Source organism: Flavonifractor sp. HCP28S3_F3, from assembly GCF_052065355.1.
GTDB lineage: Bacteria > Bacillota > Clostridia > Oscillospirales > Oscillospiraceae > Flavonifractor.
In genome coordinates this window covers 238,610-262,107 of record NZ_JBQHUF010000003.1, presented here as the reverse complement: position 1 = coordinate 262,107, position 23,498 = coordinate 238,610, and the positions used below count along the sequence as shown (strand labels likewise).

Annotated in this window: 22 protein-coding genes; 5 read left to right on the top strand and 17 right to left on the bottom strand. The window is 59.6% G+C overall.

Annotated features, from left to right (window positions below; translation table 11 throughout):
* Positions 1-23: 23 nt before the first annotated feature.
* The 7 genes from rlmH to hemW form a co-directional block, all read right to left on the bottom strand.
* Entirely contained in the window at positions 24-512 is a 489-nt protein-coding gene (gene rlmH / locus ACTNB1_RS05255; RefSeq protein WP_441168212.1) for a 23S rRNA (pseudouridine(1915)-N(3))-methyltransferase RlmH, read from the bottom strand.
* Entirely contained in the window at positions 509-1,297 is a 789-nt protein-coding gene (locus ACTNB1_RS05250) for an MBL fold metallo-hydrolase (RefSeq protein WP_441168211.1), read from the bottom strand. Before ACTNB1_RS05250 ends, rlmH begins: the two co-directional genes overlap by 4 nt.
* A gap of 68 nt (positions 1,298-1,365) precedes the next feature.
* On the bottom strand, positions 1,366-2,658 hold the full coding sequence (locus tag ACTNB1_RS05245; RefSeq protein ID WP_441168210.1) for a UDP-N-acetylglucosamine 1-carboxyvinyltransferase: 1,293 nt from the start codon (positions 2,656-2,658) through the stop codon (positions 1,366-1,368).
* A 278-nt stretch (positions 2,659-2,936) separates the two neighbouring features.
* Positions 2,937-3,923 carry a lipoate--protein ligase gene (locus ACTNB1_RS05240; protein ID WP_441168209.1) on the bottom strand — a complete coding sequence of 329 codons (987 nt, stop codon included), beginning with the start codon at positions 3,921-3,923 and terminating at the stop codon, positions 2,937-2,939.
* Positions 3,924-3,929: 6 nt separating this feature from the next.
* Positions 3,930-4,280 (bottom strand): arsenate reductase family protein, encoded by a 351-nt coding sequence (locus ACTNB1_RS05235; protein WP_441168208.1) that lies wholly within the window; start codon positions 4,278-4,280, stop codon positions 3,930-3,932.
* 30 nt (positions 4,281-4,310) lie between these two features.
* Positions 4,311-7,322 (bottom strand): phosphodiester glycosidase family protein, encoded by a 3,012-nt coding sequence (locus tag ACTNB1_RS05230; protein WP_441168207.1) that lies wholly within the window; start codon positions 7,320-7,322, stop codon positions 4,311-4,313.
* A 130-nt stretch (positions 7,323-7,452) separates the two neighbouring features.
* Complete coding sequence (hemW, locus tag ACTNB1_RS05225; RefSeq protein WP_441168206.1) at positions 7,453-8,661, bottom strand: radical SAM family heme chaperone HemW; 1,209 nt, start codon at positions 8,659-8,661, stop codon at positions 7,453-7,455.
* 137 nt (positions 8,662-8,798) lie between these two features.
* On the opposite strand from hemW, the gene ACTNB1_RS05220 reads away from it, so the two are divergent.
* Entirely contained in the window at positions 8,799-9,701 is a 903-nt protein-coding gene (locus ACTNB1_RS05220) for an RluA family pseudouridine synthase (protein WP_441168205.1), read from the top strand.
* A gap of 1 nt (position 9,702) precedes the next feature.
* On the opposite strand, the gene ACTNB1_RS05215 is transcribed toward ACTNB1_RS05220, so the two are convergent.
* Positions 9,703-10,578 carry a radical SAM protein gene (locus tag ACTNB1_RS05215; protein WP_441168204.1) on the bottom strand — a complete coding sequence of 292 codons (876 nt, stop codon included), beginning with the start codon at positions 10,576-10,578 and terminating at the stop codon, positions 9,703-9,705.
* An 85-nt stretch (positions 10,579-10,663) separates the two neighbouring features.
* The gene (locus tag ACTNB1_RS05210) at positions 10,664-10,888 is read right to left on the bottom strand and encodes a helix-turn-helix domain-containing protein (RefSeq protein ID WP_441168203.1); all 225 of its coding nucleotides are present in this window, start codon (positions 10,886-10,888) and stop codon (positions 10,664-10,666) included.
* A 77-nt stretch (positions 10,889-10,965) separates the two neighbouring features.
* Between ACTNB1_RS05210 and ACTNB1_RS05205 the strand changes: the two genes are divergently transcribed.
* Entirely contained in the window at positions 10,966-11,151 is a 186-nt protein-coding gene (locus tag ACTNB1_RS05205) for a hypothetical protein (protein ID WP_441168202.1), read from the top strand.
* Here the strand turns inward: ACTNB1_RS05205 and ACTNB1_RS05200 are convergent.
* Positions 11,134-11,706, bottom strand: a complete 573-nt coding sequence (locus tag ACTNB1_RS05200; RefSeq protein ID WP_441168201.1) for a thymidine kinase — start codon at positions 11,704-11,706, stop codon at positions 11,134-11,136. The two genes, ACTNB1_RS05205 and ACTNB1_RS05200, sit on opposite strands and share 18 nt — an antisense overlap.
* A complete protein-coding gene (gene mutY, locus ACTNB1_RS05195) occupies positions 11,676-12,740 on the bottom strand; it encodes an A/G-specific adenine glycosylase (RefSeq protein ID WP_441168200.1) in 1,065 nt (354 codons plus the stop codon). Before mutY ends, ACTNB1_RS05200 begins: the two co-directional genes overlap by 31 nt.
* 173 nt (positions 12,741-12,913) lie before the next feature.
* Between mutY and ACTNB1_RS05190 the strand changes: the two genes are divergently transcribed.
* The gene (locus tag ACTNB1_RS05190; RefSeq protein ID WP_441168199.1) at positions 12,914-14,836 is read left to right on the top strand and encodes an FUSC family protein; all 1,923 of its coding nucleotides are present in this window, start codon (positions 12,914-12,916) and stop codon (positions 14,834-14,836) included.
* Positions 14,837-14,865: 29 nt separating this feature from the next.
* Here the strand turns inward: ACTNB1_RS05190 and ACTNB1_RS05185 are convergent, their stop codons facing one another.
* The gene (locus tag ACTNB1_RS05185; protein WP_441168198.1) at positions 14,866-15,117 is read right to left on the bottom strand and encodes a TIGR03905 family TSCPD domain-containing protein; all 252 of its coding nucleotides are present in this window, start codon (positions 15,115-15,117) and stop codon (positions 14,866-14,868) included.
* A 133-nt stretch (positions 15,118-15,250) separates the two neighbouring features.
* On the opposite strand from ACTNB1_RS05185, the gene ACTNB1_RS05180 reads away from it, so the two are divergent.
* Complete coding sequence (locus ACTNB1_RS05180) at positions 15,251-15,829, top strand: TetR-like C-terminal domain-containing protein (protein WP_441168197.1); 579 nt, start codon at positions 15,251-15,253, stop codon at positions 15,827-15,829.
* A gap of 59 nt (positions 15,830-15,888) precedes the next feature.
* On the opposite strand, the gene spo0A is transcribed toward ACTNB1_RS05180, so the two are convergent.
* From spo0A to spoIVB, 3 genes are all read right to left on the bottom strand, one after another.
* Positions 15,889-16,647 carry a sporulation transcription factor Spo0A gene (spo0A, locus tag ACTNB1_RS05175; RefSeq protein ID WP_441168196.1) on the bottom strand — a complete coding sequence of 253 codons (759 nt, stop codon included), beginning with the start codon at positions 16,645-16,647 and terminating at the stop codon, positions 15,889-15,891.
* A 236-nt stretch (positions 16,648-16,883) separates the two neighbouring features.
* Complete coding sequence (gene pnuC, locus ACTNB1_RS05170; protein WP_441168195.1) at positions 16,884-17,588, bottom strand: nicotinamide riboside transporter PnuC; 705 nt, start codon at positions 17,586-17,588, stop codon at positions 16,884-16,886.
* 193 nt (positions 17,589-17,781) lie between these two features.
* Positions 17,782-18,816: a SpoIVB peptidase gene (gene spoIVB, locus ACTNB1_RS05165; RefSeq protein ID WP_441168194.1), complete on the bottom strand. Its 1,035-nt coding sequence runs from the start codon at positions 18,814-18,816 to the stop codon at positions 17,782-17,784.
* A gap of 243 nt (positions 18,817-19,059) precedes the next feature.
* Here spoIVB and ACTNB1_RS05160 point away from each other — a divergent pair, with 243 nt between their 5' ends.
* Complete coding sequence (locus tag ACTNB1_RS05160; protein WP_441168193.1) at positions 19,060-19,563, top strand: DUF6512 family protein; 504 nt, start codon at positions 19,060-19,062, stop codon at positions 19,561-19,563.
* A 39-nt stretch (positions 19,564-19,602) separates the two neighbouring features.
* On the opposite strand, the gene ACTNB1_RS05155 is transcribed toward ACTNB1_RS05160, so the two are convergent.
* Positions 19,603-22,065, bottom strand: a complete 2,463-nt coding sequence (locus ACTNB1_RS05155; RefSeq protein ID WP_441168192.1) for an LTA synthase family protein — start codon at positions 22,063-22,065, stop codon at positions 19,603-19,605.
* Positions 22,065-23,498: a hypothetical protein gene (locus tag ACTNB1_RS05150; RefSeq protein ID WP_441168191.1), complete on the bottom strand. Its 1,434-nt coding sequence runs from the start codon at positions 23,496-23,498 to the stop codon at positions 22,065-22,067. The genes ACTNB1_RS05155 and ACTNB1_RS05150 overlap by 1 nt, the downstream gene beginning before the upstream one ends.

Sequence of the window (23,498 nt, the reverse complement as noted above, 5' to 3'; positions counted from 1 at the left end):
ATATGCAAATTTTTTCCTGTTCTTTACTTGTGGTACCCGGAGCCCTCCTGGATCTTGAAACAGCGGTAGACCTGCTCCAGCAGCATGACCCTTGCCAGGTGATGGGGGAATGTCATGGGGGACATGGACAGCTTCAGCTGAGCTATATCTTTGAGGGAGGGATGCATACCGTAAGAGGAGCCGATGAGAAAGACCAGATTGCTGGCCCCGCCTGCCGACCACTGCTCCAGCTTTGCCGCCAGCTTCTCGCTGGAGAGGAGGGTCCCCTCCACGCACAGGGCGATGACCGCCGCTCCTTTGGGGATCTTCCCCCGGACAGCCTGGGCTTCTTTTTCCAGCGCGGCATCGATCTGGGCTCGGGAAGGGTCAGCGGGCAGCCGCTCCTCCGGCAGCTCGGTGAGCTGAAGCTTACAGTAGGCGCCCAGCCGTTTTACATATTCTGCCACTGCATCAGCATAGAATTTTTCCTTCAGCTTGCCCACACAGATGATATGTACACCGATTCCCTTCATATGCAATACCGCTCCCCGATCTCTGCCCGGGGTGCCACCGTCAAGGTCACGTCCCGGCCAATTTGAGCGCCCCGCCGCTCCAAAGTGGAGCGTACCACGTCATATGCTCGCTGAGGGGTGTTGTTTTCCTGGGAAAGATGGGCCAGCACCACAGTACGGGCGCCTCCCTCCACCGCCTGCCACACCAGCTCGGCTCCCGCCTCGTTGGACAGGTGGCCGTGGTCCCCTAGAATACGGCTTTTTAGGAAGTAAGGGTAGGGCCCGGACTGGAGCCACTCCACATCGTGATTGGCCTCCGCTACCAGCAGCTCCGCGCCCCGGATACCGCCGGCGACCGCCTCAGTCACATGGCCCAGGTCGGTAACCACCGCCGCCTTCTTCCCTCCGGCGCTCAGGGCGTAGCCGTTGCTCTCCGCGGCGTCGTGGGGGGTGGGAAAGGTCTCCACGCCGATACTCCCCAGGGAAAAGCTCTCTCCCGGCGTAAAGGTGTGGAGCAGGTCCTCCAGGAAGGGGATGCGGTAGCACAGCTGCCGTCCGGTGCCCCGGCTGGCGTATACCGGCACTGCCAACTGCTTGGTCATAGTGGCCAGCCCGGCGATGTGATCGGTGTGCTCATGGGTAACCAGTACACCAGCCAGCCCCTTGGGATCTATCCCCAGGCTCTTCAGGGCAGTGGTGATCCGCCGGCAGGAAATGCCCGCGTCCACCAGAATGTGGGTGGCCCCGTCGCTCACCAGCAGGCAATTGCCGCTGGAGCCGCTGGCCAGGGTACAAACTTCCAGCACAAAATCGCTCCTTCTCATAAAAAACAGGCGGGGGTCCTCCCCCGCCTGGATGACGGTCTGTTTCTCGCTCAGCCTACCTGGCTCTGCTTCTCCTCATCGGGGGTAACTACCACCCGGATATCCGCCCCCACGCCGGAGAGCTTGCGGACGATATCTTCATAGCCCCGCTCGATGTGGTGGATGCAGCCGATCTCCGTAGTCCCCTGAGCAGCCAGTCCGGCGATAACCATGGCTGCCCCGGCCCGCAGATCGCAGGCCTGGATACGGGCGCCGGTCAGATGATCCACGCCCTCGATGACGGCGATCTTTCCGTCCACCTGGATCTGGGCACCCATCCGCCGGAACTCGTCCACATAGCGGTAGCGGTTGTCCCACACACCCTCCGTAAGCACACTGGTGCCCTCTGCCAGGCAAAGCACAGCGGCGATCTGGGGCTGCATATCGGTGGGGAATCCGGGATAGGGCAGGGTTTTGACATTGGTACGGGTCAGGTTCCCGGTACGACGAACCAGAACAGCGTCATCCCGCTCCTCCACCGTCACGCCCATTTCCAGCAGCTTGGCGGTAATGCACTCCAGGTGCTTGGGAATGACATTTTTGATGAGGACTTCGCCGCCGGCGGCGGCCACGGCAGCCATATAGGTACCCGCCTCGATCTGATCGGGAATGATGGAATAGGTACCGCCGGAGAGGCGGTCCACACCCCGGATCTTGATGACGTCGGTACCGGCGCCCATAATGTCTGCGCCCATGGAGTTGAGGAAGTTCGCCAGGTCCACGATGTGGGGCTCCTTGGCCGCATTCTCAATGACGGTCATACCCTCAGCCAGCACAGCGGCCAGCATGATATTCATGGTAGCGCCTACAGACACGATATCCAGGTATACATGGGTGCCCTGCATCCGGCCCTTTTCGGCCTTGGCGTGGATAAATCCGCCCCGGACGTCCACCTCAGCTCCCATGGCCACAAAGCCCTTGATATGCTGATCGATGGGCCGTCCGCCGAAGTCGCAGCCACCCGGCGGGGGTACTTCAGCAGAGCCAAAGCGGCCCAGCAGAGCGCCGATCAGGTAATAGGAAGCCCGAATCTTTCGAGCCAGTTCCTCCGGTACCCGGGCATTGCGGATATGGGAACAGTCCACATCCACCGTGGTACGGTTGACCGTGCGCACATCGGCGCCCAGTTCCTGGAGGATGTTCAGAATCAGCGTCACATCGCTGATCTGGGGAATATTTTCAATGCGGCAGCTCCCGTCCACCAGCAGGGCGGCGGGAATGATAGCGACAGCGGCGTTTTTCGCGCCGCTGATATCGATCTCACCAAACAGCGGTTTTCCGCCGTGAATCACATATTTTGTCAAAGCAGCAACCCTCTATTCCTTCCGCCGGAAGGGCTTTGTACCTTCCAGGGTATCCAAGGACCGCAAATGGCGGTCCGGTAAACACAAAACAGACAGCACTGAATGATTCAGTGCGCTCCTTCACACGTACATTATAGCATAGTTCTGCCTAAAATAAAAGAAAATTTCTTTCGCCTTTTCTTTCTGTTCTCCACCAACATCTTTTCCGATTTTTGTTTGTTTTATACACAGCAAGCGGGCGCGGAGACTCATGGGCCTCCGCGCCCGCCGTTCTGCCATTACTGCAGCAGGAGGCGGCACAGGCTGTCCCGGTCCATACCCTTGAAATACCGACCAGGCTCCACGCCGTTCAGCCGCTCCGTCAGGGCGTTCTCTTCCAGGGCGCAGCCAAGCAGCAGCTCCGCCAGTTTTTCCGGCTCCTCCATGCTGAAGTAGTCGCCGTAAAAGTGCAGGGTCTTCAGTGTTCCCTGCTCCACGTCCATGTGCACCTCCAGCTGTCCGCATCCCTCGATCCGACGCTTTTTGACAATCTGGCAGGCCGGTGAGGCGCCAAAGTTCCAGTCCCAGGTGCTGTACAGCGTCGCCCGCAGGTGCTCCACCTGAGCCTTCTGTTCTGCAGTCAGCTCCAGCTGCTTCATAGGGTACATCTTCCACAGTGCGTTCCGCAGCCGCTCCAGAAATGCCTCCGTAGGGAAGTCCTCTTTCACGTAGGGCCGCACATTGGTAACCCGGCTGCGCACCGACTGCAGTCCTTTGGAGGTGATCTTGTCCTCCGGCACCTTCAGCGCCTGCCCCACTACGCTCAAATCAGAGTCGTACAGGATGGTGCCGTGGTGCATCACCCGCCCGTGCTTGACATACTGGGAGTTGCCTGAAAACTTTCTCCCGTCGATGGTCATATCGTTGCGTCCGCTGATCTCAGTGGTCACACCCAGCTCAGCCAGGGCAGCAGCTACCGGCCTGCAGAAGGAAGAAAAGTCCATCTCCCCGCCCTCATGGGGCGCAATAAAGGTAAAATTCACATTGCCCATGTCGTGGTACACTGCACCGCCGCCGGAGAGGCGGCGGGCCACCCGGACGTCGTGCTCCCGCACATAGGCCATATTGACCTCCTGCAGGGTGTTTTGATGCTTGCCCACCACAATGGTGTTGTCATTCTGCCACAGCATGCAGCAGGTCTCCAGCTGGCCCGGTCCGTCAAAGACCACCTGTTCCAGAGCCAGGTTGTAATAGGGATCCGTACTTGTGCTTTCCAGGTACAGCATGCCGTCTCACCCCAGTCTTTCCGTCCATTCGGCTTCCCGGAATCCCACAAGGACGAACCCGTCGCCCACCAGGATCGGCCGCTTGACCAGCATTCCGTCGGAGGCCAGCAGCTGGATCTGCTCATCCTCGCTCATACCGGGCAGCTTATCCTTCAGCTCCAGGGCCTTGTACTGCAAGCCGCTGGTGTTGAAAAACCGCTTCAGGGGCAGACCGCTGATCTGATGCCACTGCCGCAGCTCTTCTGCCGTAGGCCGCTGCAGCTTGATGTCCCGCCCCTCGGTCTGGATGCCTTTCTCTTCCAGCCAGGCCAGGGCCTTTTTACATGTGGTGCATTTGGGATAGCAGAGAGCCAGCATAAAAATCTCCTCTTTCTGTTTGATCTGTATTTACAGCATGGCGTAGAGCAGCTTGGCCACCTCGCCCCGGGTCAGCAGGCCAGTGGGTCTGATCTGGTCGTTGGAGCCGCTGACCACACCCTGTCCCACCAGGATCTCGGTATATTCCGCCGCCCAGTCGGGCACCTGACCGGCGTCGGTAAAGGCAGTCAGTTCTGCGGCGGCATAGCCCTTGGCCTGGGTCCGCCCCAGAAGGGTGATGGCCTCAGCGCGGGTGATGGTGGCGGTAGGATTGCACATCAGGCCGCTGGCACTCTCTGCGCCCTGAAGCAGGCCCAGGCTGTACATGGCCTTGATTTCATTGAGGGCCCAATCGGGGATCTTATCCTTGTCCGCAAAGGGCAGTTCCACCCCGCTGTACTGGGTCAGGTCCAGATCCATCCAGTGGGCCACCATAGCAAAGAACTCGGCCCGGGTGATATTCCGATCGGGCTGATACTGAGGCACATCGCCTCCGGTTCCCTGGGAGATCCCCTGGTCGTAGAGGAAGGTGGCATAGGGCTCAGCCCAGTGTCCCGTCATATCTCCAAAGGGTGAGGTCCGCTGGGCGGAGGGCTTGATATCCGCCGAGGCGCGGGCCAAATTTCCGCTGGCGTCGCTGACTGTAACGGTGACCCTGTGGTAGCCGCTGTCCGCAGCGGGCAGTGCAGCGCTCAGGGTTCCTGCGCTCTCATTCCAGGTAAAGGAGATATCTGCACCGTCGTAGGTCACCGACACATTGCTCTGAGGAATGGTTTTGTCCACATCGTCACTGACCGTAGCAGTGAGCTGGGTACCGCTGACCTTGACCGTAACAGAAGGTGCGGCAGTATCCACAATCTTTTCATTGGCAGTGACCATCTGATCCAGCCAAATTGTGCCGTTCTGCTTTCCTTCTGTGCCGCCGTAGATCACCGACAGCTCAGAGATAGAGGTGGCGCCATCCGGCAGCTGAGCCATCACATACTGCCAACCCGTAAAGTCCAGGGCGGTGAGCAGGATCTGGCTGGTGCTCTGACCGTTGACGGTGGCCATCAGGGTATTGCCTGACCCATCACCGTACACCCACATACCGATCCAGCTCTCACCGGAGGGGATGGGCAGGTTGGTGCTCAGGCCTGCCACACCGGTAGTACCCGCCTGATAGGTCAGCTTTAGGCTCTGCCTTCCGTTGTGGACATATTCCAGTCCGGTCTCCGCCTGAGCCGAAGCGGTGCTTGTATTGGTAAAGGCGCTGAGATTGCCTTCACAGTTCTCCAAAGTCTTGACATGGCCAGCCACGCTTACCGGGATGCTGACAGACTTTCCGCCTGCAGAAACCGTAAGAGTACCGCTGGCACTCTTGGCACCGGCTGTAAATACACCGTTTTGGTCTACGGTACCAGCCTCACCCTGTACCGACCAGGTAAAGCAGCTGTCCTGAGCGGTAAGTGCCAGTTTGCGATAAACGGCGGATGCCTTCAGATCCACCTGCTGACCGGGATTCAGGTTAAGGGATGTGACAGCCGCCCCTGTGCTCTCGTTGGTCAGGGAGATGGAATCCGGAGTCTTGACCGTGGTCAGGTACGCCGTACCGGAATAGGTGCCGTCGCTGGCAGTGACTTGTGAGAAACCACTCTCCGTCCCGGCGGTGTACATCCCAGTCTCACTGACCGTTCCGCCGCCGCTGGTCACCGACCAGCTCACCTGATTGCCAGTCGTGGTGTAATAGGAGGTATCCAGACCGGTGGCGGACAGCTGGACCTGAGCACCAGAGAGGAGCATCTGGTCACTGGGCGTCACATAATAACCGGCCAGCTGACCGGTGGGCTGGAGGGTGGTAGTGAGGAAAATCGCGGTGCTGTTGGACCGCTGGGCACCGTCGGAAGGTTTGTTCACCACCTGCATACCGTCTTTGTCAGGGTAGGTGACGCCGATGGTGGTGGAGCCGCCGCCGTCCATGCTGATAGCATCCACGCAGCCCAGTTCCACCAGCCGCTGGGCTACCTGTGTGAGGTTAGCGCCCACACTGTAGCCGGGCTGGCTGCCGTCCATGGCATAGAACACCAGGGTGCCGTCGGCCTTGATGCCGATGGCGGAACATGCGGTGCGGGAGGCGTCCAGCCCGGAGGCCACCTGTCCGTTGGTGACGATCTTGTATACGCCGCCCAGGGCCTCGGTGGCAGTGTTCCACCGCTCATCGGCAGAGGTCACAGAGAGGGTAACCTCCTCTCCCGGCTGAAGAGCCCGCAGAGCCGCCAAAATATTGGCGTCGTCGGAGGCGTTCATGGTAAGCACTGCCTTCCCTTCAGGGATGGCGATGGGGGCGGTGGATTCCAGTACCTGGTCCACCGTGTACCGCACCGTTTTGCCGATGGTGGGCGCCAGGGCGGAGGTGCCGGTACCATCGTCCACCGGGGTGAGCACCACGTCCACACCCGCCTGGGTGTTCTGGGTGGTGGATGCAAAATCGGAGGTGAGCAGGGTCAGCCCGCCTACGCCGTTCTTATTCACCTGCCGGACCTTGTTGATAGCGCCGGTGAGGGGATAGCTCTTTCCGCCAAAGGTCACCGTAGTGGTCAATCCGGTCTGTGCGATAAAGGCGCTTCCATCCTCCTGGAAGCCAATGGCCCAGGAGGTGCTGTAGTACGGAGTGGCCCGTACCACGCCGTCGGTGACCACCAGGCCGGTGGTGGCGCCGGTGGCCACCACGTACCAGTCGCCGTTGAGGCCGGATACCACCCGCTTGCCCTGGCTCTCCAGGGTCTGAGCCATGGAAGACAGAGTTGCCTTGGAAAGCACCTTATTTCCGTAAGCCACTGTGGGTTTTACATTTTCATTGGGCGTATAGCTGACGTAATACTCGGTCCGCAGGTCCGAATACGTATCACTCCAAAACACATTTTTTCCAATCGTCGTCCCCTGGGAGATCGGTACGCTGCTTTTATGTACGTCCCAACCCAGAGCAACTGAGGCGCTGGCCGCTGTTACTGTCATTACCAATGCCAGACCGAGGGCCGCGCCCCGCCGGATCATTTTCTTCATCGCGTTCCTCCTATGCCGTGTGTCAAAAGCTGTTATGCGCATTATGTTAACACAAAAGCCCCCGCTTGTAAACAAGCGGGGGCCATATACCCGGAAATCGACAAAACATCTTCTGCCGTATGCCGACCGGTCAGCGCTCCTGTTCCGGCTCCGGTCTGCCTTGCTTCAGACGGGGCAGGGTTTTCTCCAACGTGGCTTCTTCCTGGATGCTCAGCAGCTCACCGATGAGCTGGTTGGACACCAGGAATCCCTTAGGCGTCAGATTCCACCGCCGGTCGTGGCGCTCAGCCCATCCCCGGCGCTCATATTCCTCCAGCTTCTGCTCGATGGGGTCGAAGTTCATAAAGAACTCCCGTCGGTACTCCCATTCCTCAATGCCCCTGGTGGTGCGCAGCCGGAGCATCAGATACTCGCTGCCCCGCTCTCTCTGGGGGATGAGCTCGGACTCGTCAATGACCGCGCCGCCGCCCAGCACACCGGTAATATACCGCTCCAGGTCCCGGACAAAGGAGTACCGCCGCCCGCCGAAGTCGGAGTGGGCGCCCGGGCCGAAGCCGATATAGGGCCGCCCCATCCAGTATTTCAGGTTGTGCCTGGACTGGAATCCCGCCCGGGCAAAATTGGAGATCTCGTACTGCTTGTACCCGGCCTCTCCCAGCCGCTCCACCATCCATAGATACATGTCGGCCTGGTCATCATCGTCGGGCAGCTTCTCGCCCCGGACCACCCGATCGTCCAGCGGGGTGCCCGGCTCCACCTTCAGGCCATAGCAGCTCAGGTGCTCCGGCTCCAGGGCCAGCACCTGCTCCACTGTATCCTGCCAGCCCGCCATATCCTGGCCGGGCAGGCCGTAAATCAGGTCTAGACTCAGGTTCTTGAACTTAGCCGCCCGGATCGCCTTCACGGCCTCCTTCACCTGCTCAAAGTCGTGGGGCCGGTGGAGATTGCTCAGCTCGCAGGGGTGGGCGGACTGGACACCCAGGGAGATCCGGTTGGCCCCGGCCTTCCGCAGGGTCTGGAGCATTTTGAGATTCACGCTGTCCGGGTTGCACTCCACTGTGATCTCGGCGTCCTTGGCCAGATCGAACCGCTTGGCAATGGTGCGCAGCAGTTCCCGCAGCCGCTTCTCTCCAAAATAGCTGGGCGTGCCGCCGCCGAAATATACTGTATCCACCTGGCTGCCTTTGGTCAGGGGACCTGTCTCCTTCATGTGGGCGATCAGTGCCTTCAGGTAGTCGTCCATCCTGTCCTCTCGTCCGGCCAGGGAGTAAAAGTCGCAGTAGTCGCACTTACTGCGGCAGAAGGGGATATGGACATAAACGCCCAGTTTTTCCGCCATGGGAGCACCTCGATTCCGCTGGAGAGGGCCGCGGACGCGGCCCATATGGTTTAAGAGTTATTATACTACAAAACCCGCCGTTTGAAAAGCCGCACAGGCCGTGCTATACTGGAAAAAACGAGAAGGAGGGCGGATTTATGGAACAGCAGCCCCCTCGCCGCCTGGTGCTGACAGTCACGCCCGCCCAGTCCGGAGAGAAAATTGACACCTTGCTCCGCCGGGAGCTACATTTGTCCGGCACAGTGATCCGTCGGGTAAAGTGGCTGGAAAACGGCATTCTTCTGGATGGGGCCAGGGCCATTACCGGCCAGCGGGTAGCGGCGGGGCAAGAGCTCTCCGTCCTGATATCGGATCCCGACCCCAAGTGTGATATGATCCCGACTCCCGGCCCTCTGGATATCGTCTATGAGGACGCGGATATTCTGGTGCTCAATAAGGCTCCCGGCCTGTCCGTCCACCCGGGCCCCGGCCATTTTGACGATACGCTGTGCAACCATATCGCCTGGTACTACCGTCGAACCGGCCTTCTGGCGGATATCCACCTGGTCCACCGGCTGGACCGGGGCACGTCCGGCCTGATGGTAGTGGCCAAGCACTCCCATGCTCAGGAGCGGCTGAAGCTTCAGCTCCACACCCCCGCCTTCCGCCGGATCTACCTGGCAGTGTGCGACGGCGTACCCCAACCCAGCGAAGGGCTGGTGGATGCCCCCATCGGTCTTGTGCCCGGCTCTCTCATCGCCCGGCAGGTAGCCCAGGCGGGCCAGTGGGCCCGCACCAGGTATCAGGTACTGCGCACCGCTAACGGACGCAGCCTGGTAGAGCTGGAGCTGGACAGCGGCCGCACCCACCAGATCCGGGTCCATATGGCCCACCTGGGCTGTCCTCTCACCGGGGATTTTCTCTATGGTACAGAGGATCAGAGCCTCATCACCAGGCCCGCTCTCCACTCCGCCCAGCTTTTCCTGACCCATCCGGTCACCGGTGAATCTCTCCACTGGCAGCTTCCCCTGCCTGTGGATATGGCAGCCCTGTTGGACTGAGCTATACCCCCGTCAGATCAAAGGGCGGGATGTAGTCGGCCTGAGCGGCCTCCACGCCCTGGGCAAAACCCTTCAGTCCCAGGTCGGACATGTACCCCTCTGCCGCCCGGGCCTCAGAGGGGCGTACCCGCCGGTCGATCTCGGGAAATTCGGCAGCTCTTCCCCAGGGGATGTACTGGCTCATGAGGGAAAAGAGCACCTCTCCCGGCTCAAACTGCTCTCTCACCCAGTCCATCACCCGCTTGGCTTCGGCCAGCTTGCCGGGCAGCAGCAGGTGCCGGATAATGACGCCCCGCTTCAGCAGACCGTTTTCATCATACACGCAGGGTCCGGTTTGCCGGACCATCTCCAGAATCGCCGCCCGGGCAACCTCCGGGTAATCCTCCGCCCCGGAATACCGCTTTGCGTATTCCGGGGTGTGATATTTGTAGTCGGGCAGATAGATCTGCACCTTTCCATCCATAGCCCGAAGGGTCTCCACCCGCTCGTAGCCGCCGGAGTTCCACACCACTGGCACCGGCAGGGGCTCGTCCAACGCCTGCCGTACCACATGGGCGTAGTGGGTGGGGTTGACCAGGTTGATGTTGTGGGCGCCCTGTACGATAAGTGCAAAAAAGATCTCCCGCAGCCGGGAGACCGAAATGGCCTTTCCAAAATCCCGGTGGCTGATCTGCTCATTCTGGCAGAACACGCACCCCAGGGAACAGCCGGAGAAAAACACCGTGCCGGAGCCGTTTGTCCCTGAGACAGGCGGCTCTTCCCACTTGTGGAGGGCCGCCCGAGCCACCACCGGTGCCTCCGGCATCCGGCACAGGCCATGGCCCTCAGTTTCGGTACGCAATGCCCCGCACTGTCTGGGGCAGAGGTTACAGATCATGTTTGTCGTTCCTTTCCAGTTTCCGGATCCCGCACTCCCCTGGGGGGTACATCCAACAGGGGGGGCCGCCGGAGGCATGGCAATGCTAGTTCACCGTCCACACCTCTCTGCGCTGGGTGCGGCCCATGAGCCAATCCACGGACACGCCGTAGAAGTCGGCAATACGGAGCAGATTGTCAAACCCCGGCTTCTGTTCTCCCTTTTCAAAGCGCTGATATTGGCGAACTGTTATTTCCATTGCTTCCGCAGCCTGCTTTTGCGTCAATTTTTTCTCCGCCCTCAGCTGTGAAAGCCGTAATGCAAACTCCATACTTACTCCCCCTCTTGACACGACTAATTAGTCGCATTATAATAAACATGTCTAATAAGTCGTTTGGAGGTGTTCTAATGTCCCCTACCATGGAACTGCTCTACCACTACTTTGTAGGCCCGCCCGACCCCGGCCGGTGGCCGGAAGAGCTGCGGAACAATCCCGCCGCCGGTCATGGCATGTACTCCTTTGAACAAGGCCTGCGTCTTGGCCTTCTGCTGGTTGTGGAGTGTCTGACCCCCGACTTACTTAACGGGCCCTAAGTTGCCCTCTTTCCAGTGCTTACGGCACAGGCCAATATACTTATCATTGGCTCCCAGCACCACCTGCTCGCCCTCCTTGATGACCTTTCCGTTCTCGTCGAACCGGGCGTTGCACAGGGCCTTCTTACCGCACCAACAGATGGTCTTGACCTCCTCGATCACGTCGGCGGTAGCCAGCAGCTCCGCCGAACCTGGGAACAGATCTCCCCGGAAATCGGCACGCAGGCCATAGCAGATAACAGGGATATTCCAGTCATCCACCAGATCGGTGAGGTAGCGCACCTCGTCCCTGCTGAGGAACTGGGCCTCGTCCACGATGATGCAGGCGTAGGGCTTGAGCTGCTGGGGCGTCATAGCCATCAGGTCGGAAAAATAAACGCAGGGATGACTTAATCCCGCCCGGGAGGCCACGAACCGGGCTCCGTCCCGCTGGTCGATAGCGGGTTTGACCAGCAGGGCATCCTGTCCCCGCTCCTCGTAGTTGTAGCGCACCATCAGGGCGTTGGCCGTCTTGCTGGAGCCCATCACACCATATCGAAAATAGAGCTTTGCCATCCTTCTTCTCCTCCTAACCGTCCCTCCACCGCGCTCTGAAAGGCGCGGAATGCGTTGGGCACGGCGTATTCCCGTTCCAGGTCTGCCCGGCTGGCCCACACCCAGCCCTCCGGCAGTTTCTCCCCCTTGGCACCCACGATCACCGACCGCATCCGCCATTCAATGTGGGTAAAAATATGCTTCCCCACCGGGCCGTCGGTAAGGCTGACCGCCTCCACTGGGCAAGGCGCCGGGGCCAGCTCGTTGGGATACTCCCACAGTCCGGCCAGCAGGCCTTTTTTCTCCCGCCGACGCAGCGCCACCCGGTCCTGATAAAAAATGAGGAACACCGTCCGCTCCTCTATTCGCCGCTCCTTCTTGGCTGCCTTGACAGGCAGTTCTCCGGTGCGTTCCGTCCGGCAGGCCACACAGAAATCCCGCGCGGGGCATTGCTCACACAGCGGCGCCCCATTGGGCAGACAGACTGTAGCGCCTAGCTCCATCAGGGCCTGATTAAAGTCCCCCGGTGCCCGGACGGGCATGACCGCCCGCAGTGCTTCCCCCACAGCCGCCTTGGTCTGTGGCTTGGTGATATCCCGCTCGTCTCCGGTAATGCGGCTCACTACCCGCAGCACATTTCCGTCCACCGCCGGAACAGGGATGCCGAAGGCAATGGAGGCAATGGCCCCGGCGGTGTAGTCACCCACGCCGCAGAGCGCCCGGATCTCCTCGTACGTATCCGGGAATTTTCCCCCATGCTCGTCCATGATCTGTTTGGCGGCTTTTTGCAAATTCCTGGCCCGGTTGTAGTAGCCCAGACCCTGCCACAGCTTCATCAGCCTGTCTTCTTCCACAGCCGCCAGGTCGGCCACCGTCGGCAGTTCCTCCAGAAACCGGCGGTAGTAGTCCAGCACCGCCGCCACCCGGGTCTGCTGGAGCATGATCTCACTGATCCATACATGGTACGGCGTAGGGTCACTGCGCCAGGGCAGCACCCGTGCGTTTTCCTGGTACCATCGGATCAGCGGTACCGGCAGGCGGTCAAGGGGTCCCAAATACGATTCCTCCATCTCGGTTTTTATAGCAGAAGCTATTATATAATGCCTCCGCTGTTTTTTCAATGCGGGAAAATTTTCGACAGCGCTTGTGCTTTACCGCGTTATTCCGCTATAATAAAGGTAAAGTTTCAGTAAAATGCGGTCTCCGGGCCGCGGCAGGAGGGATCCGAATGGCCGCTCTTTCCACACTCCGGGGCTTTCCTTCGCTTTTTCGCAGCCGCCTGAAGGAAGCCCTTCCTACAATTTTGTTTTATGTGGTCCAGTTTGTGCTGGTTTCACTGATTTTCGGTCAGCGATATATTATCGTGGTGACCTGCTCTACCACTCTGTTCCAGATCCGCCGAAGGGCACACAATCTGCCCTCTGACTATGTGCGGCTGTTCCTGGTACCTCTGCTGATCTGCCTGCTCGCCTACGCTGCCACCCGAAATGTGGTGCTCTGCGTAGTGCTCAACCTGGCGGTCCCGGTATTTCTGGTATTCTGGAAGAGCAGCCAGTTCGCGCCCAAGGGTTACCTGGGCTTTGCCATGACCTTTGTGTTTATGGAGCTGCGCCCCCCTACACCGTCAGAATTCCGCACCCAGTTCCTAGCTGCGATTTTCTGTTTTGCCCTGCTGATCCCTGCGCTGGCACTGTATAACCGTCTGCTGCACCAAACGCCCGATCCCGCCAAGCAGATCGACACCGCTCTGGTACGTCTCTCCCAGCTGCTGGAGCTGCTTGCCAAGGACGGCAGCAACGCCGCTGTCCGTAAGGAGCTGTATGATACCGCTCAAAAATTCCATCGTCTGGGCTATGACCGGCGTCATCTGTTCCATCTTCCCGACAAACAGAAGCGATATTATCACCTCTTTGCCCTGCTGTTTCAGCGAGCCTCCTATCTGGTCACGGACGAGGCCGCCTGGCAGGAGGCCCGGGAGACCCCCGCTTTTCCTGAGGTAATGGATGCGCTGTCCGACCTGGTCCGCCGCCTGCATGAGGCGGACAGCTCGGCCGCGCTGGAGGCTCTGGCCGACGAGATCCAGCACAAGCTGGAGGAGAATTTTCTGCCCCAGGGCCGCCTGCGCATCTTCGCCCGCAGTGTGCTACATATGCTGCTGCTCCTGTGCCGGGAGCCGTTCTCTCCCACCCGTCCCTCCTTCCGCAGTCACTTCTGGCGGGACTGGTGGATGAATTTCCGCCAGCGGCTGTCTCCGGACAGCTTTGAGTTCCGCTTTGCCCTGCGCCTGGCGGTGGTGCTCACGGTAAGCTGCACCGTCAGCTTTCTCTGGGATTTTGAGCACACCTACTGGTTCCCGCTCCATGCCTTTCTGCTTCTCCAGCCCAGCTACGAGGAAAGCGCGCACCGCATGGTCACCCGCCCCATCGGCACCGCCATCGGCTGTCTGCTGGTCCACCTGGTCTATCCCTATCTCCCCGGCCTGCCCGGTATTTTTGTCTTCTCTCTGGTAATGATCGCTCTGATGTACTGCTGTACGCCGGGCACCTGGGTCCACCCCATTTTCTCCACCTCTTTTGCACTTACCATGGCCACTCTTACCGTGGAGGAGACCGAAGCTATCCAGCTGCGTCTGTTCTATCTGGCCATGGCGGTGGTGCTGGTTCTGCTCGTCAATCGTTTTCTGCTGCCCAGCCGGAAGGACCTGCAATTCCGCCGCAATCTCCGTTCCCTGTTCTACCTCCAGTCGGTGTACTGGGGCGTGGTGCAGCGCAGTCTGCGGGACCCGGTGGACCCTGCCCTGTACAGCGAATTGCTGTCTCAGTTCCATATGGTGTACCATGAGGCAGCCTCCTACATCGCCCAGCTTCCTCCGGATGAAGGGTCAGGCTACCGCACCATGCAGCTGACACTGTGGAACATGTTTTCCGAGCTGGAGCAGGTAGAATGCCTGATCCAAACCGGCGCCCTTTCTCCAGAGGAGTACGCGCCGCTGGAGGAGCTGGCCAGCCGGATCCGCACCCGCTTGATACCGCCTCAGCCCAGCCTGGCTGAGCTGACTGAGGAGAGCCTGCCTCAGGGCGATCTGCGGGGTATGCTGGAGCGTTATTTGCAAAATGCCCGCCTGCTTCTCACCTGTCTGCCTAAGGTATAAAAAACGGGACGCCGACGGCGTCCCGTTTTTTATACCTTCATCTGCTGCTTCAGCGCCTGAGCCAGCTGGTCAGGGCAGGAGGTGCTCTTGAACCCGCAGCGGATTCCGTCCAACCGCCGGATAACCTCCTCCACCGGCATTCCTTCCACCAGCCGGGCAATCCCCTGCAGGTTTCCATTGCACCCACCGGTAACCTTCAGACTGCGGACGATGCCGTCCTCAACCTCGATGTGCATACGCTGGGAGCAGACCCCTCTGGGCCGAAAGTCAATGCTTGTCATATCCTGTCCGCCTTTCTTTCCGTTCCGGCCTATCATAGCACATCCGAGACAGGATTGCAATTTCTTAAGTTTCTGTGCTATAATGATGATCGTATGGTGTTTCAGTACGGCCGTTTTCCGGGTGTCTCAGGAGGTGAGACCGTTGGCTCCCAGTACCAAGCTCGCTTTGGCGAACTCCTTGAAAAAGCTGCTGCAGAAAAAATTTCTGGATGATATCACTGTAAAAGAACTGGTAGAGGACTGTGATGTCAACCGTCAGACCTTTTACTATCACTTTCAGGACATATACGACCTGCTGCGCTGGTTCCTGGCCCATGAGACAGAGCAGACGCTTCAGGGTGCCCACGACTGGCATGAGGAGCTGATGCGTGCCTTCTGCTATCTTCAGGAGAACCATCTGGCTATCTACCATGTGTTTCGTTCCAGCGGACGCGACCACTTGGACTGTCAGTTTTTCTCCCTTTCCCAGGCGTTGGTGTCCAAGCTGTTTGGGCTGTATGCCGGCGACCTGACTCTTCCGGAGGAAGACCGGGCTTTTTTAACGGATTTTTACATGTATGCCCTCTCCGGGATCCTGGTTCGCTGGATCTCGGACGACATGAAGGAGGACCCGGAAATTTTGGTAGACCGGCTGACCCGCCTGTTGGAGCCGGAGATCCGCCGGGCGGCGGAGCGATTTGCCAATCCGCCCACCGGAAGCACTCCTTCCTGATAAACGATCAGATCCCCTGTGGCAGAGATTCGCTCTTCCGCGGGGGATCTTTTTTGTGCTCACTTTTCCTTCTGCTGCAGCTGGAGCCGGTCTGCGATCATGGCAATGAACTCGGAATTGGTGGGCTTGCCCTTGGCGTTGGATACGGTATATCCAAAGTATTTCTGCAGCGTCTCCAGATCGCCCCGATCCCAAGCCACCTCGATGGCGTGCCGAATGGCCCGCTCCACCCTGGATGCGGTGGTACCAAAGCGCTTGGCCACCTCCGGATAGAGGATTTTAGTCACCGCATTGATGACCTCCATATCCTTCACCGCAATCAGGATGGACTCTCGCAGATACTGATATCCCTTGATATGGGCAGGCACGCCGATCTCGTGAATGATAGCGGTGACCGTGCTCTCCAGGTTTCTGTCCTGTTCCTGCTGCTGTTCACCGTCCGCCTCACCGGTAGCCAGCTGACGGATACGCTCCGTCACCGCCGCCAGCTTACAGGGCTTTATCATATAATAGTCCGCGCCTCTGGCAGCGGCCAGCTCCGCCACATTGCCCCGTACAAAGCTGGAAAGGACCAGCACTCTGGGCCTGGCCGAAAGCTCCGCCAGCTTTTGCAGTACCTCCAGCCCGTCCATTTTGGCCAGCACCAGGTCCATGACCACCACGTCGGGCGCTTCCCGCTCTGCCAGACGCACCGCCTCAGGTCCGTCTCCCGTCTCGCCCGCCAGCTCCATGTCGGCTTCCTCCGCCAATCCCGCCGTAAGTATGCGGCGAAATTCCTCATTGGCGTCCGCCACCAAAATCCGCTTTCTGGTTTCCAATCTTGACACCCTTTCCGCAGGTTCCCCTGCATTGCGTTTGCTGCCTGGCCAAGGCTTCTTACCGGTCCTCTATAATTTACCATAATCAGACAGACAGCGCAAGGGTTTTGCTGGAAATTTATGGGTATATCTCTTCGACTTGTTTCGACTTTACCTGCAAAAAACAATGTTTTTTCTTAGTTATTCCGACATATTTCAGCATCTATTTTTCTCTCACTTCTGGAAGCAGCTTCCAATTATGCCGGACAGCCTTCCAGTTCGCCTGCCTGTTTTTTCTTCAATCTGATCCAATTCCAATAGCCATACAGATCGTTGATCAGGAACACAGCAAAGCAGATGACCACCGCGCTGTATTGCCGGTCCTGCCGGGCGGCGATCAGCCACAGCGCGATAAGGACCACATCATTGGCAGCATAACCCACAGCAAAAAAGGGGCTGCGCCGCATGGTCAGGTAGGAAGCCAGGAAGCTGGTAAAGACCGACAAAGTACTGAGCCAGAGCACCTGTGTGTGGCAGGCTTTCAAAATGAAATAGAAGACACAGGTCACCGCCAGGCTCAGCGCAACCAACAGGAGGTATTCCCAGCGAGGCAGGCGGTTGACTTTTACCTCCCTTTCTCCCTCCTGGGCGGGATTTCTGGCCCAGGACACCACCGATGCCACGGCGATAGGGGCGGTCATGCCCAGATAGGTGATCATCTCGCCATAGTAGGCCGTAGAGTAGGAGATGACGCCGTAGAGCAGACTAAACACAACCGTCAGCACCTGTCCCCAGACGTTTCCTTTGGCGTTTAGGATCAGGAACGTGGCACCGATGAGGGAGGCCAGCAGGGTCAGCACATCGCCGGCCTGGAACAACAGGTAGGAGCCTACGATGGCGGTCACCGACACCAGCCATAACCCTTTCTCAAATTTGGTAAAATAGCTTGTTTTCTTGTCCATGGGGCCTTTCCACTCCTCAAAAAACGGCGCATCTTCGTTTACGGCTTCTAAGACCTAACGCCGTAACCAAAAATGCGCCTGCATTTCACTACCCGGTGGCAGTATCCTATCAATTGCAGAGGAAACTCTACCATAAAAGCACCGCCCTGTCAAGGGCATAACAAGAAGGCGGGGGAACTCCCCCGCCTTCTTGTTATGCCCGCTCCAGCATGTTTTCGATCAGGATGCCGTATCCCTGAGTGGGGTCATTCACCAGCACATGGGTAACGGCACCCACCAGCTTTCCATCCTGAAGGATAGGAGAACCGCTCATGCCCTGCACGATACCGCCCGTGGTCTCCAACAGGCGGGAATCGGTAACTTTCAGCATGAGGTTGCGAGTATCCTGCTCATTTTCGGGAAAAATACGGATGATCTCCACTTCGTAATCCTCCGTGGTATCTCCCGCCACGTTGGAACGGATCACGGCCTTACCGGTGTGGACTTCCTCCCGGGCGGCCACCTCCACCGGCTCCGTCTCCTGGAAAAAGTCACTGGTGCTCAGGGTACCGAACACACCGCCCGGCGTGTTGGCATACAGGGTGCCCAGGTCGCGGTCGGTCTGAAAGGCCCCCTTCAGTTCACCGGGCTCGCCCTTTTGGCCCTTCTTCACGTCAGCCACATCGGAATAGAGAATTCCTCCTGACTGCAGGGGCATAAGCTGAGCGGTGTCCACATCGTTGATCCCATGGCCCAGGGCACCGAACTGTCCCGACTGGGGATCCCAGTAGGTGATCGTACCAATGCCCGCCATGGAGTCCCGAATCCAGGCGCCCAGCTTATACTGACCGTCGCTGCTGCACTGTACGGCCTGAGCGGTAAACTGGACCAGCTCATCCTCCCGCAGGGCCCGTATACTCATGGTCTGGCCGCCTATCTCCTGGAGGACGCTCTGCACATCCTCAATGGTATCCACTTCCTCTTGGTTGATGTGGGTGATGATGTCCCCTTCCTTCAGCCCGCAGTCACGAGCGGGCACGGACCGGCCCTGGGCGGTGGCCACTTCGGAAAATCCTACCACCATCACGCCGTCGGAAAACATTTTGATCCCCACGGCCCGTCCTACGGGTACCAACGTGCGGACCGACTCCGCGGCCCTGGCGGGCTGCACCAGCGCCAGCGATGCAAAGACCAGCGCTGCCGCCAGGGCCGCGGCCACCCAGGGCCGTGCCTTTTGTTCCTCTTTCATGGTACCGGCATCTCCTTTCCGCGCAAAAATATCGCGTCGATTGACGCTGATGTTAATATATCCGAAAGTTCCGCCGGTTTTGCTGGCAATGAAACGCTCCTTTGGTTTGGATGCTTTTTCCTGGTGCGTGTACATCGGGCTTTCCGCAATTATGCAGGTATCTCATTCCCACAGCGGCATTTTTTGCATCATTTTTTTGCCGTGGGCATATGCTGTGCTGAACAGAAAAAGGGGGTCGTCGTCATGTCTCGTCTGTCCCGCACCGTCCTGCTCGCCTTTGCCGCCGCCGTAGTGGCGGGGAGCTGTCTGCATTTCGTATACGATCTTTTGTCCTGTACCGTAACCGCTCTGTTCGCGCCGGTGTCGGAGAGTCTGTGGGAACATGTCAAGCTGCTCTACTGGCCCAGCCTCGTCACCGGCCTGCTGCTGAAAGACCGCCCTGGTCCCCGTGCCTTTTCCCTGCTGCTGGGCGCGGTATTTATGCTGGCTGTGGGCTATGTGTACCACATTCCTCTGGGCGGCGAAAGTCTGCTGTTTGATATCATCCTCTACGTCCTGTCTATGGCCATCTCTCTGCTTCTGCCCTATTTTCTGGATGGGCCGATCTGGCAGAAGGGGCAGGGTGTCTTTCTCCTTCTGGCCTTGGCTCTGGGCGCCGCATTACTGGTGTTTACCTTCCTACCCCCTTCCGGACTGCTGTTCACCGATCTGTCCGGTGTCAACACCTGGAGTACTTATCCCTACTGAAAAAAAGGGCCTCCGGCACCTGTGTGCCGGAGGCCCTTTTTATTCCTCCACAGCGCTTTCCAGCGTTTCCAGCAGAGTGGCCGCGGCGCAAGCCGCCGCGCCTCGGGACAGGATCCCCTCTTCCAGCTCCGTCCCCTCTTCCTTCTGTCGCTCCATGGCTTGGGAAACCGCCTGTTCTGCCAGCGTGTCGCTGTCCTCTACACCTCGGTACTGTGCGGTGGCAGCAAAGAATGCCTCCGTCTCTTCCTCCGTGATGGGGTCATCCGGCCGGAAGGTCTCCACATCCTCTGGCAGCAAACCCGCCGACCAGGCAGCGCTCACTGTCTCCATATACCACAGGCCTTCCTCCAGGTCCGTATAGGGCGGGCTCTCCTCTCCCGCCTCCAGGCCCAGTCCCCGGGTAATCATAGCCAGTACCGCCGCCCGGCTGGCGGCGGACTCGCCCAGAAAGTCGCCGGTACCACCGCCGCTGAGCGCCCCCAGAGAGGTGAGGTATTCCACCGAATCCTCATACCAGGTGCCTTCAATGTCGGCGTAGCTGGCGTACTCCTCCCGCTCCGTCCGCCCGGCGGACAGGCCCAGGGTACGGAAGGCAAAGTCATAGTAGTTTGTGTCCAGGATGGCGGCGGACACCGTCAGCTGATCTTCCATAGCCTGGATCAGTTCCTGTGCCTGAGCCTCGTCGCCCGTTCCGTCCCGCCAGGTGATGTCCCCGCTGGAGGCATCGTATACCAGATCTTCCGTCAGGAAGCTGCCATCCTTCAGCAAGGCGACATGGGTGCAGTCGGCCAGCACGTCCCGACCGGTGAGCAGCCGGGAGTCATAGTCAAAGCCGAACAGGTTCAGCAAAGTGGGCAGGATATCCTGGGTGCAGCAGTAGTCGTCTACCACGATAGGCTCCTCCAGCCCGCCAGTCCAGCAGATAAAGCTGTTCCGGTATTGCCAGAAGGGCTCCTCCACCGCTTCTCCGGCCAGAGTCTCATAGTCCTCCTCCGGCAGGCCGTAGGGAGCGTGGTCGCCGGTGAGCACCACCACCGTACGGTCGGCAACTCCCGCCTCCTCCAGCCGCTCCAGCAGGTACTCCATGGCCTTTTCCAGCTCCAGCTGGCAGGCGTAGTAGGCCCGCAGCTCCTCGGAGCCCTCCATATCGGCCACCAACTCCTGATTCTGGGCGCTCATGTCGTTGTCTTCAAAGGAATAATCGGCATGGCCGGAATAGGTCATATAGTAGGTGTGGAAGGGCTCCTGGTCCAAGTACTCATCCACCGTTTTCTCCATCATCTCCAGGTCGGAGGTGGGATTTCCCGGCTCCATATCCAGACCGAAGTCAATGGCCTCGAAGGTGTATCCCATGTTGGTGTGGGTGTTCACCCGGTCGTAGAAGGTACCGATGTTGTTGTGATAGGCCCTGGCCTCCACCCCGGCCTGGCTGAACATGTTGCCCAGACAGAAGGGCAGATAGTTGTCCTTGGACACCGCAAAGCTCATTTTGCTGGCATCCGGCATCAGCCCCATACACAGGCCGTATTCTCCGTTGGTAGTCAGATTAGGGAAGCTGTTGTAGAAGTTGCGGAACACGATCCCCTCGTTGGACATCCGGTAGAGGGTTGGCGTCAGCTCGGGGTCGATCAGATAGGGCGAGAAGGCTTCCGCACAGATAACGATGAGGTTGTAATCAGAAAACAGCCCGGTATAGTTGTTCTTCACCGTCCCCTGGAGGGAGGCGAAGTAGTTGTTCAGGCTGAGCAGATCTTCATCCTCTGCGGCCTGGTCCAGCTGGTCAAAGTCCATGCCGTCCAGCACATTGGTGGGTCCCCGACCCCCGGCAGTAAGGTCCAGCCCGCCGGACACCCGGACGCCGCCGCTCCCCAGCAGGGTCTGTTTGGCGTCCAGCACCCCCGCCGTCAGCAGGCCCAGCTGCTGGGCCCGCCGGTCGATGGTGGCCGAAGCACTGTAAAAGGCCCCCTCTGGGGTGCCAGCCCCCGTTCCCATCAGGGGCAGGGTAAGAATCAGCACCACCGGAATGGCCACCGCTGTCCCAATCAGAGCCAGCTGAGCCCGCCAGGGCCGCCCCGCGATGGGCAGCCATCTCTTCCGCCGCAGTACATAAAAGACAATCAGCGGAAGGGCCATCACCAGCAGTCTGGGCAGGCAGCGCCAGATGGCCGCCGCCGCGATAGACCAAAAAGTAGTGACCGCCTCTCCTCCCATGGCGGTGTAGGCCAGGGACAGGTAGGACCCAAAGATATCCGCGTACACCAGCTGGGTCCCATAAAACACATAGGCCAGCGGGAAAAGTACCGCTCCCACCTTGCCGCCCAGCCAGCCCGGCAGGCCGCAGGCGGCAGTACCCAGCGCTGCTGCGGCCAGGCAGAAGCCCGCCGCCGGCCAGAAGCGGAATTCTCCCACCACAGCCTGCTGGACCGCCGCCTCCCACAGCAGGAAAGCGGCGGCCCATAGGACAAAATAGCTTCCAATGTCTTTGCGTAGCGATTTCTCCATCAAAATGCCTCGTATACGAATACGCCGTTACCAGTAAAGTAGATCAGCACCAGGGCCGCCATGGCGGCGTATACCGCCACGCTCACCACCAGCTTCACCACCCGCAGGGGCATGGGCAGGGGCGGAGCCTTCTTCCGGCCCTGCCCGCCCTCCGGCGCCGCCATCAGCAGTGTCCAGTCCGCCAGCTGTTTGGCGGGAGCCGCTCCCCACAAAGCGAACAGGGCAATGGCCCACCCGTTACGCACCGGGTCACCACCCAGGATCATGGCCGACACCACGCCGGCCAGCAGCAGTCCGCAGGATATCAGCGCGCTCCGGCTGACCGATTTCACTTTGGTAAGCGCACCCCACAGGGCCAGCAGCAGCACCCCCAGCATGTAGCTCTGCAGGAAGGGATGCATCACCCTGGTAATGATCTTGTTGCGGGTGGGGCCTCCGCCATCCACCCGGGCCCAGCTGTAATCATAGGATGCGAATTGCAGCCGCACCCGCTCCGCCATAGCCCGGAGAGAGAGCTCTCCCGAAATGGATGCTCCTCCCGCCGCCAGCCAGACCGCCAAAAGAATGATCGCCAAAACAGCCGCCCGTTTCCACAGGTTTCCGTCCCGCTTCCGTCCGGGCAGGGTGAAGAGGAACCAAGCTATGATTCCCAGCAGGGGGACGGGCAGTCCCGGCTCCAGCACCAGGCACAACCCCCAGGCCATCCCGGCCAAGCCGTGGTTCAAGCCTGTCTGCGCAAAGGGACGACACACCAGCAGCCACAGTCCCGCCAGCAGCAGGGCGGTGTACAGCGGCATGGAGGTCAGTACCCCGGCGGCAAAGAGCAGGGTAGGACAGAACGCCAGGATGCCTCCGGCCATCAGCCCGGTAAGTCTGGAACCGGTGAGTTTTTCGCCGATCAGGGCAGTGAGCAGGCAGCTTACGCCTCCCCATACCGCGTTGGGCAGCTGTACCGCCGCAAGGGTAGGCCCAAACAGCCGGATCAGCAGGCCTTGGTACAGGGTAAACAGCGCACCACCGGACAATTCAGCGTTCTGTACCAGCTCCTTCCACTCCCCCGCCCCGGCCCGGGACAGCTCCAGGGCCAGATTCCACTGGGTCAGATAGTCCCCATGGGGATATACCGTCCACTTCAGGGCAAAGACCGCCCGCAGGCCGACGGCCCCGATGAACAGCAGCACCAGCCACGCCATTTCCTCTCCCGCCGCTAACAGCCGGGCAAGCAGGATGAGGCAGAACAGTCCGCCAAGGGCGGCCACGGTGTACACCGGCTGGATAGCACCCGCTTCACGGGCAATAGAGGCCGCCGCCAGCGCCAGCAGGGCGGCAGCGGGCAGCAGCAGGAGCAGCCCCAGCTTGTGGGCGGGCTCACTCAGCTCCCGCCGCAGGGTCTGCTCCCCCTCCGGCAGGGCCAATCTCTTGTGTTCCTCCAT

Bases quoted from the DNA above. Each gene is read 5' to 3' on its own strand.
- rlmH (WP_441168212.1), bottom strand. From the start codon at position 512: ATGAAGGGAATCGGTGTACATATCATCTGTGTGGGCAAGCTGAAGGAA.
- ACTNB1_RS05240 (WP_441168209.1), bottom strand. From the start codon at position 3,923: ATGCTGTACCTGGAAAGCACAAGTACGGATCCCTATTACAACCTGGCT.
- ACTNB1_RS05235 (WP_441168208.1), bottom strand. From the start codon at position 4,280: ATGCTGGCTCTCTGCTATCCCAAATGCACCACATGTAAAAAGGCCCTG.
- ACTNB1_RS05230 (WP_441168207.1), bottom strand. From the start codon at position 7,322: ATGAAGAAAATGATCCGGCGGGGCGCGGCCCTCGGTCTGGCATTGGTA.
- hemW (WP_441168206.1), bottom strand. From the start codon at position 8,661: ATGGCGGAAAAACTGGGCGTTTATGTCCATATCCCCTTCTGCCGCAGT.
- ACTNB1_RS05220 (WP_441168205.1), top strand. From the start codon at position 8,799: ATGGAACAGCAGCCCCCTCGCCGCCTGGTGCTGACAGTCACGCCCGCC.
- ACTNB1_RS05215 (WP_441168204.1), bottom strand. From the start codon at position 10,578: ATGATCTGTAACCTCTGCCCCAGACAGTGCGGGGCATTGCGTACCGAA.
- ACTNB1_RS05210 (WP_441168203.1), bottom strand. From the start codon at position 10,888: ATGGAGTTTGCATTACGGCTTTCACAGCTGAGGGCGGAGAAAAAATTG.
- ACTNB1_RS05205 (WP_441168202.1), top strand. From the start codon at position 10,966: ATGTCCCCTACCATGGAACTGCTCTACCACTACTTTGTAGGCCCGCCC.
- ACTNB1_RS05200 (WP_441168201.1), bottom strand. From the start codon at position 11,706: ATGGCAAAGCTCTATTTTCGATATGGTGTGATGGGCTCCAGCAAGACG.
- ACTNB1_RS05190 (WP_441168199.1), top strand. From the start codon at position 12,914: ATGGCCGCTCTTTCCACACTCCGGGGCTTTCCTTCGCTTTTTCGCAGC.
- ACTNB1_RS05185 (WP_441168198.1), bottom strand. From the start codon at position 15,117: ATGACAAGCATTGACTTTCGGCCCAGAGGGGTCTGCTCCCAGCGTATG.
- pnuC (WP_441168195.1), bottom strand. From the start codon at position 17,588: ATGGACAAGAAAACAAGCTATTTTACCAAATTTGAGAAAGGGTTATGG.
- spoIVB (WP_441168194.1), bottom strand. From the start codon at position 18,816: ATGAAAGAGGAACAAAAGGCACGGCCCTGGGTGGCCGCGGCCCTGGCG.
- ACTNB1_RS05160 (WP_441168193.1), top strand. From the start codon at position 19,060: ATGTCTCGTCTGTCCCGCACCGTCCTGCTCGCCTTTGCCGCCGCCGTA.
- ACTNB1_RS05155 (WP_441168192.1), bottom strand. From the start codon at position 22,065: ATGGAGAAATCGCTACGCAAAGACATTGGAAGCTATTTTGTCCTATGG.
- ACTNB1_RS05150 (WP_441168191.1), bottom strand. From the start codon at position 23,498: ATGGAGGAACACAAGAGATTGGCCCTGCCGGAGGGGGAGCAGACCCTG.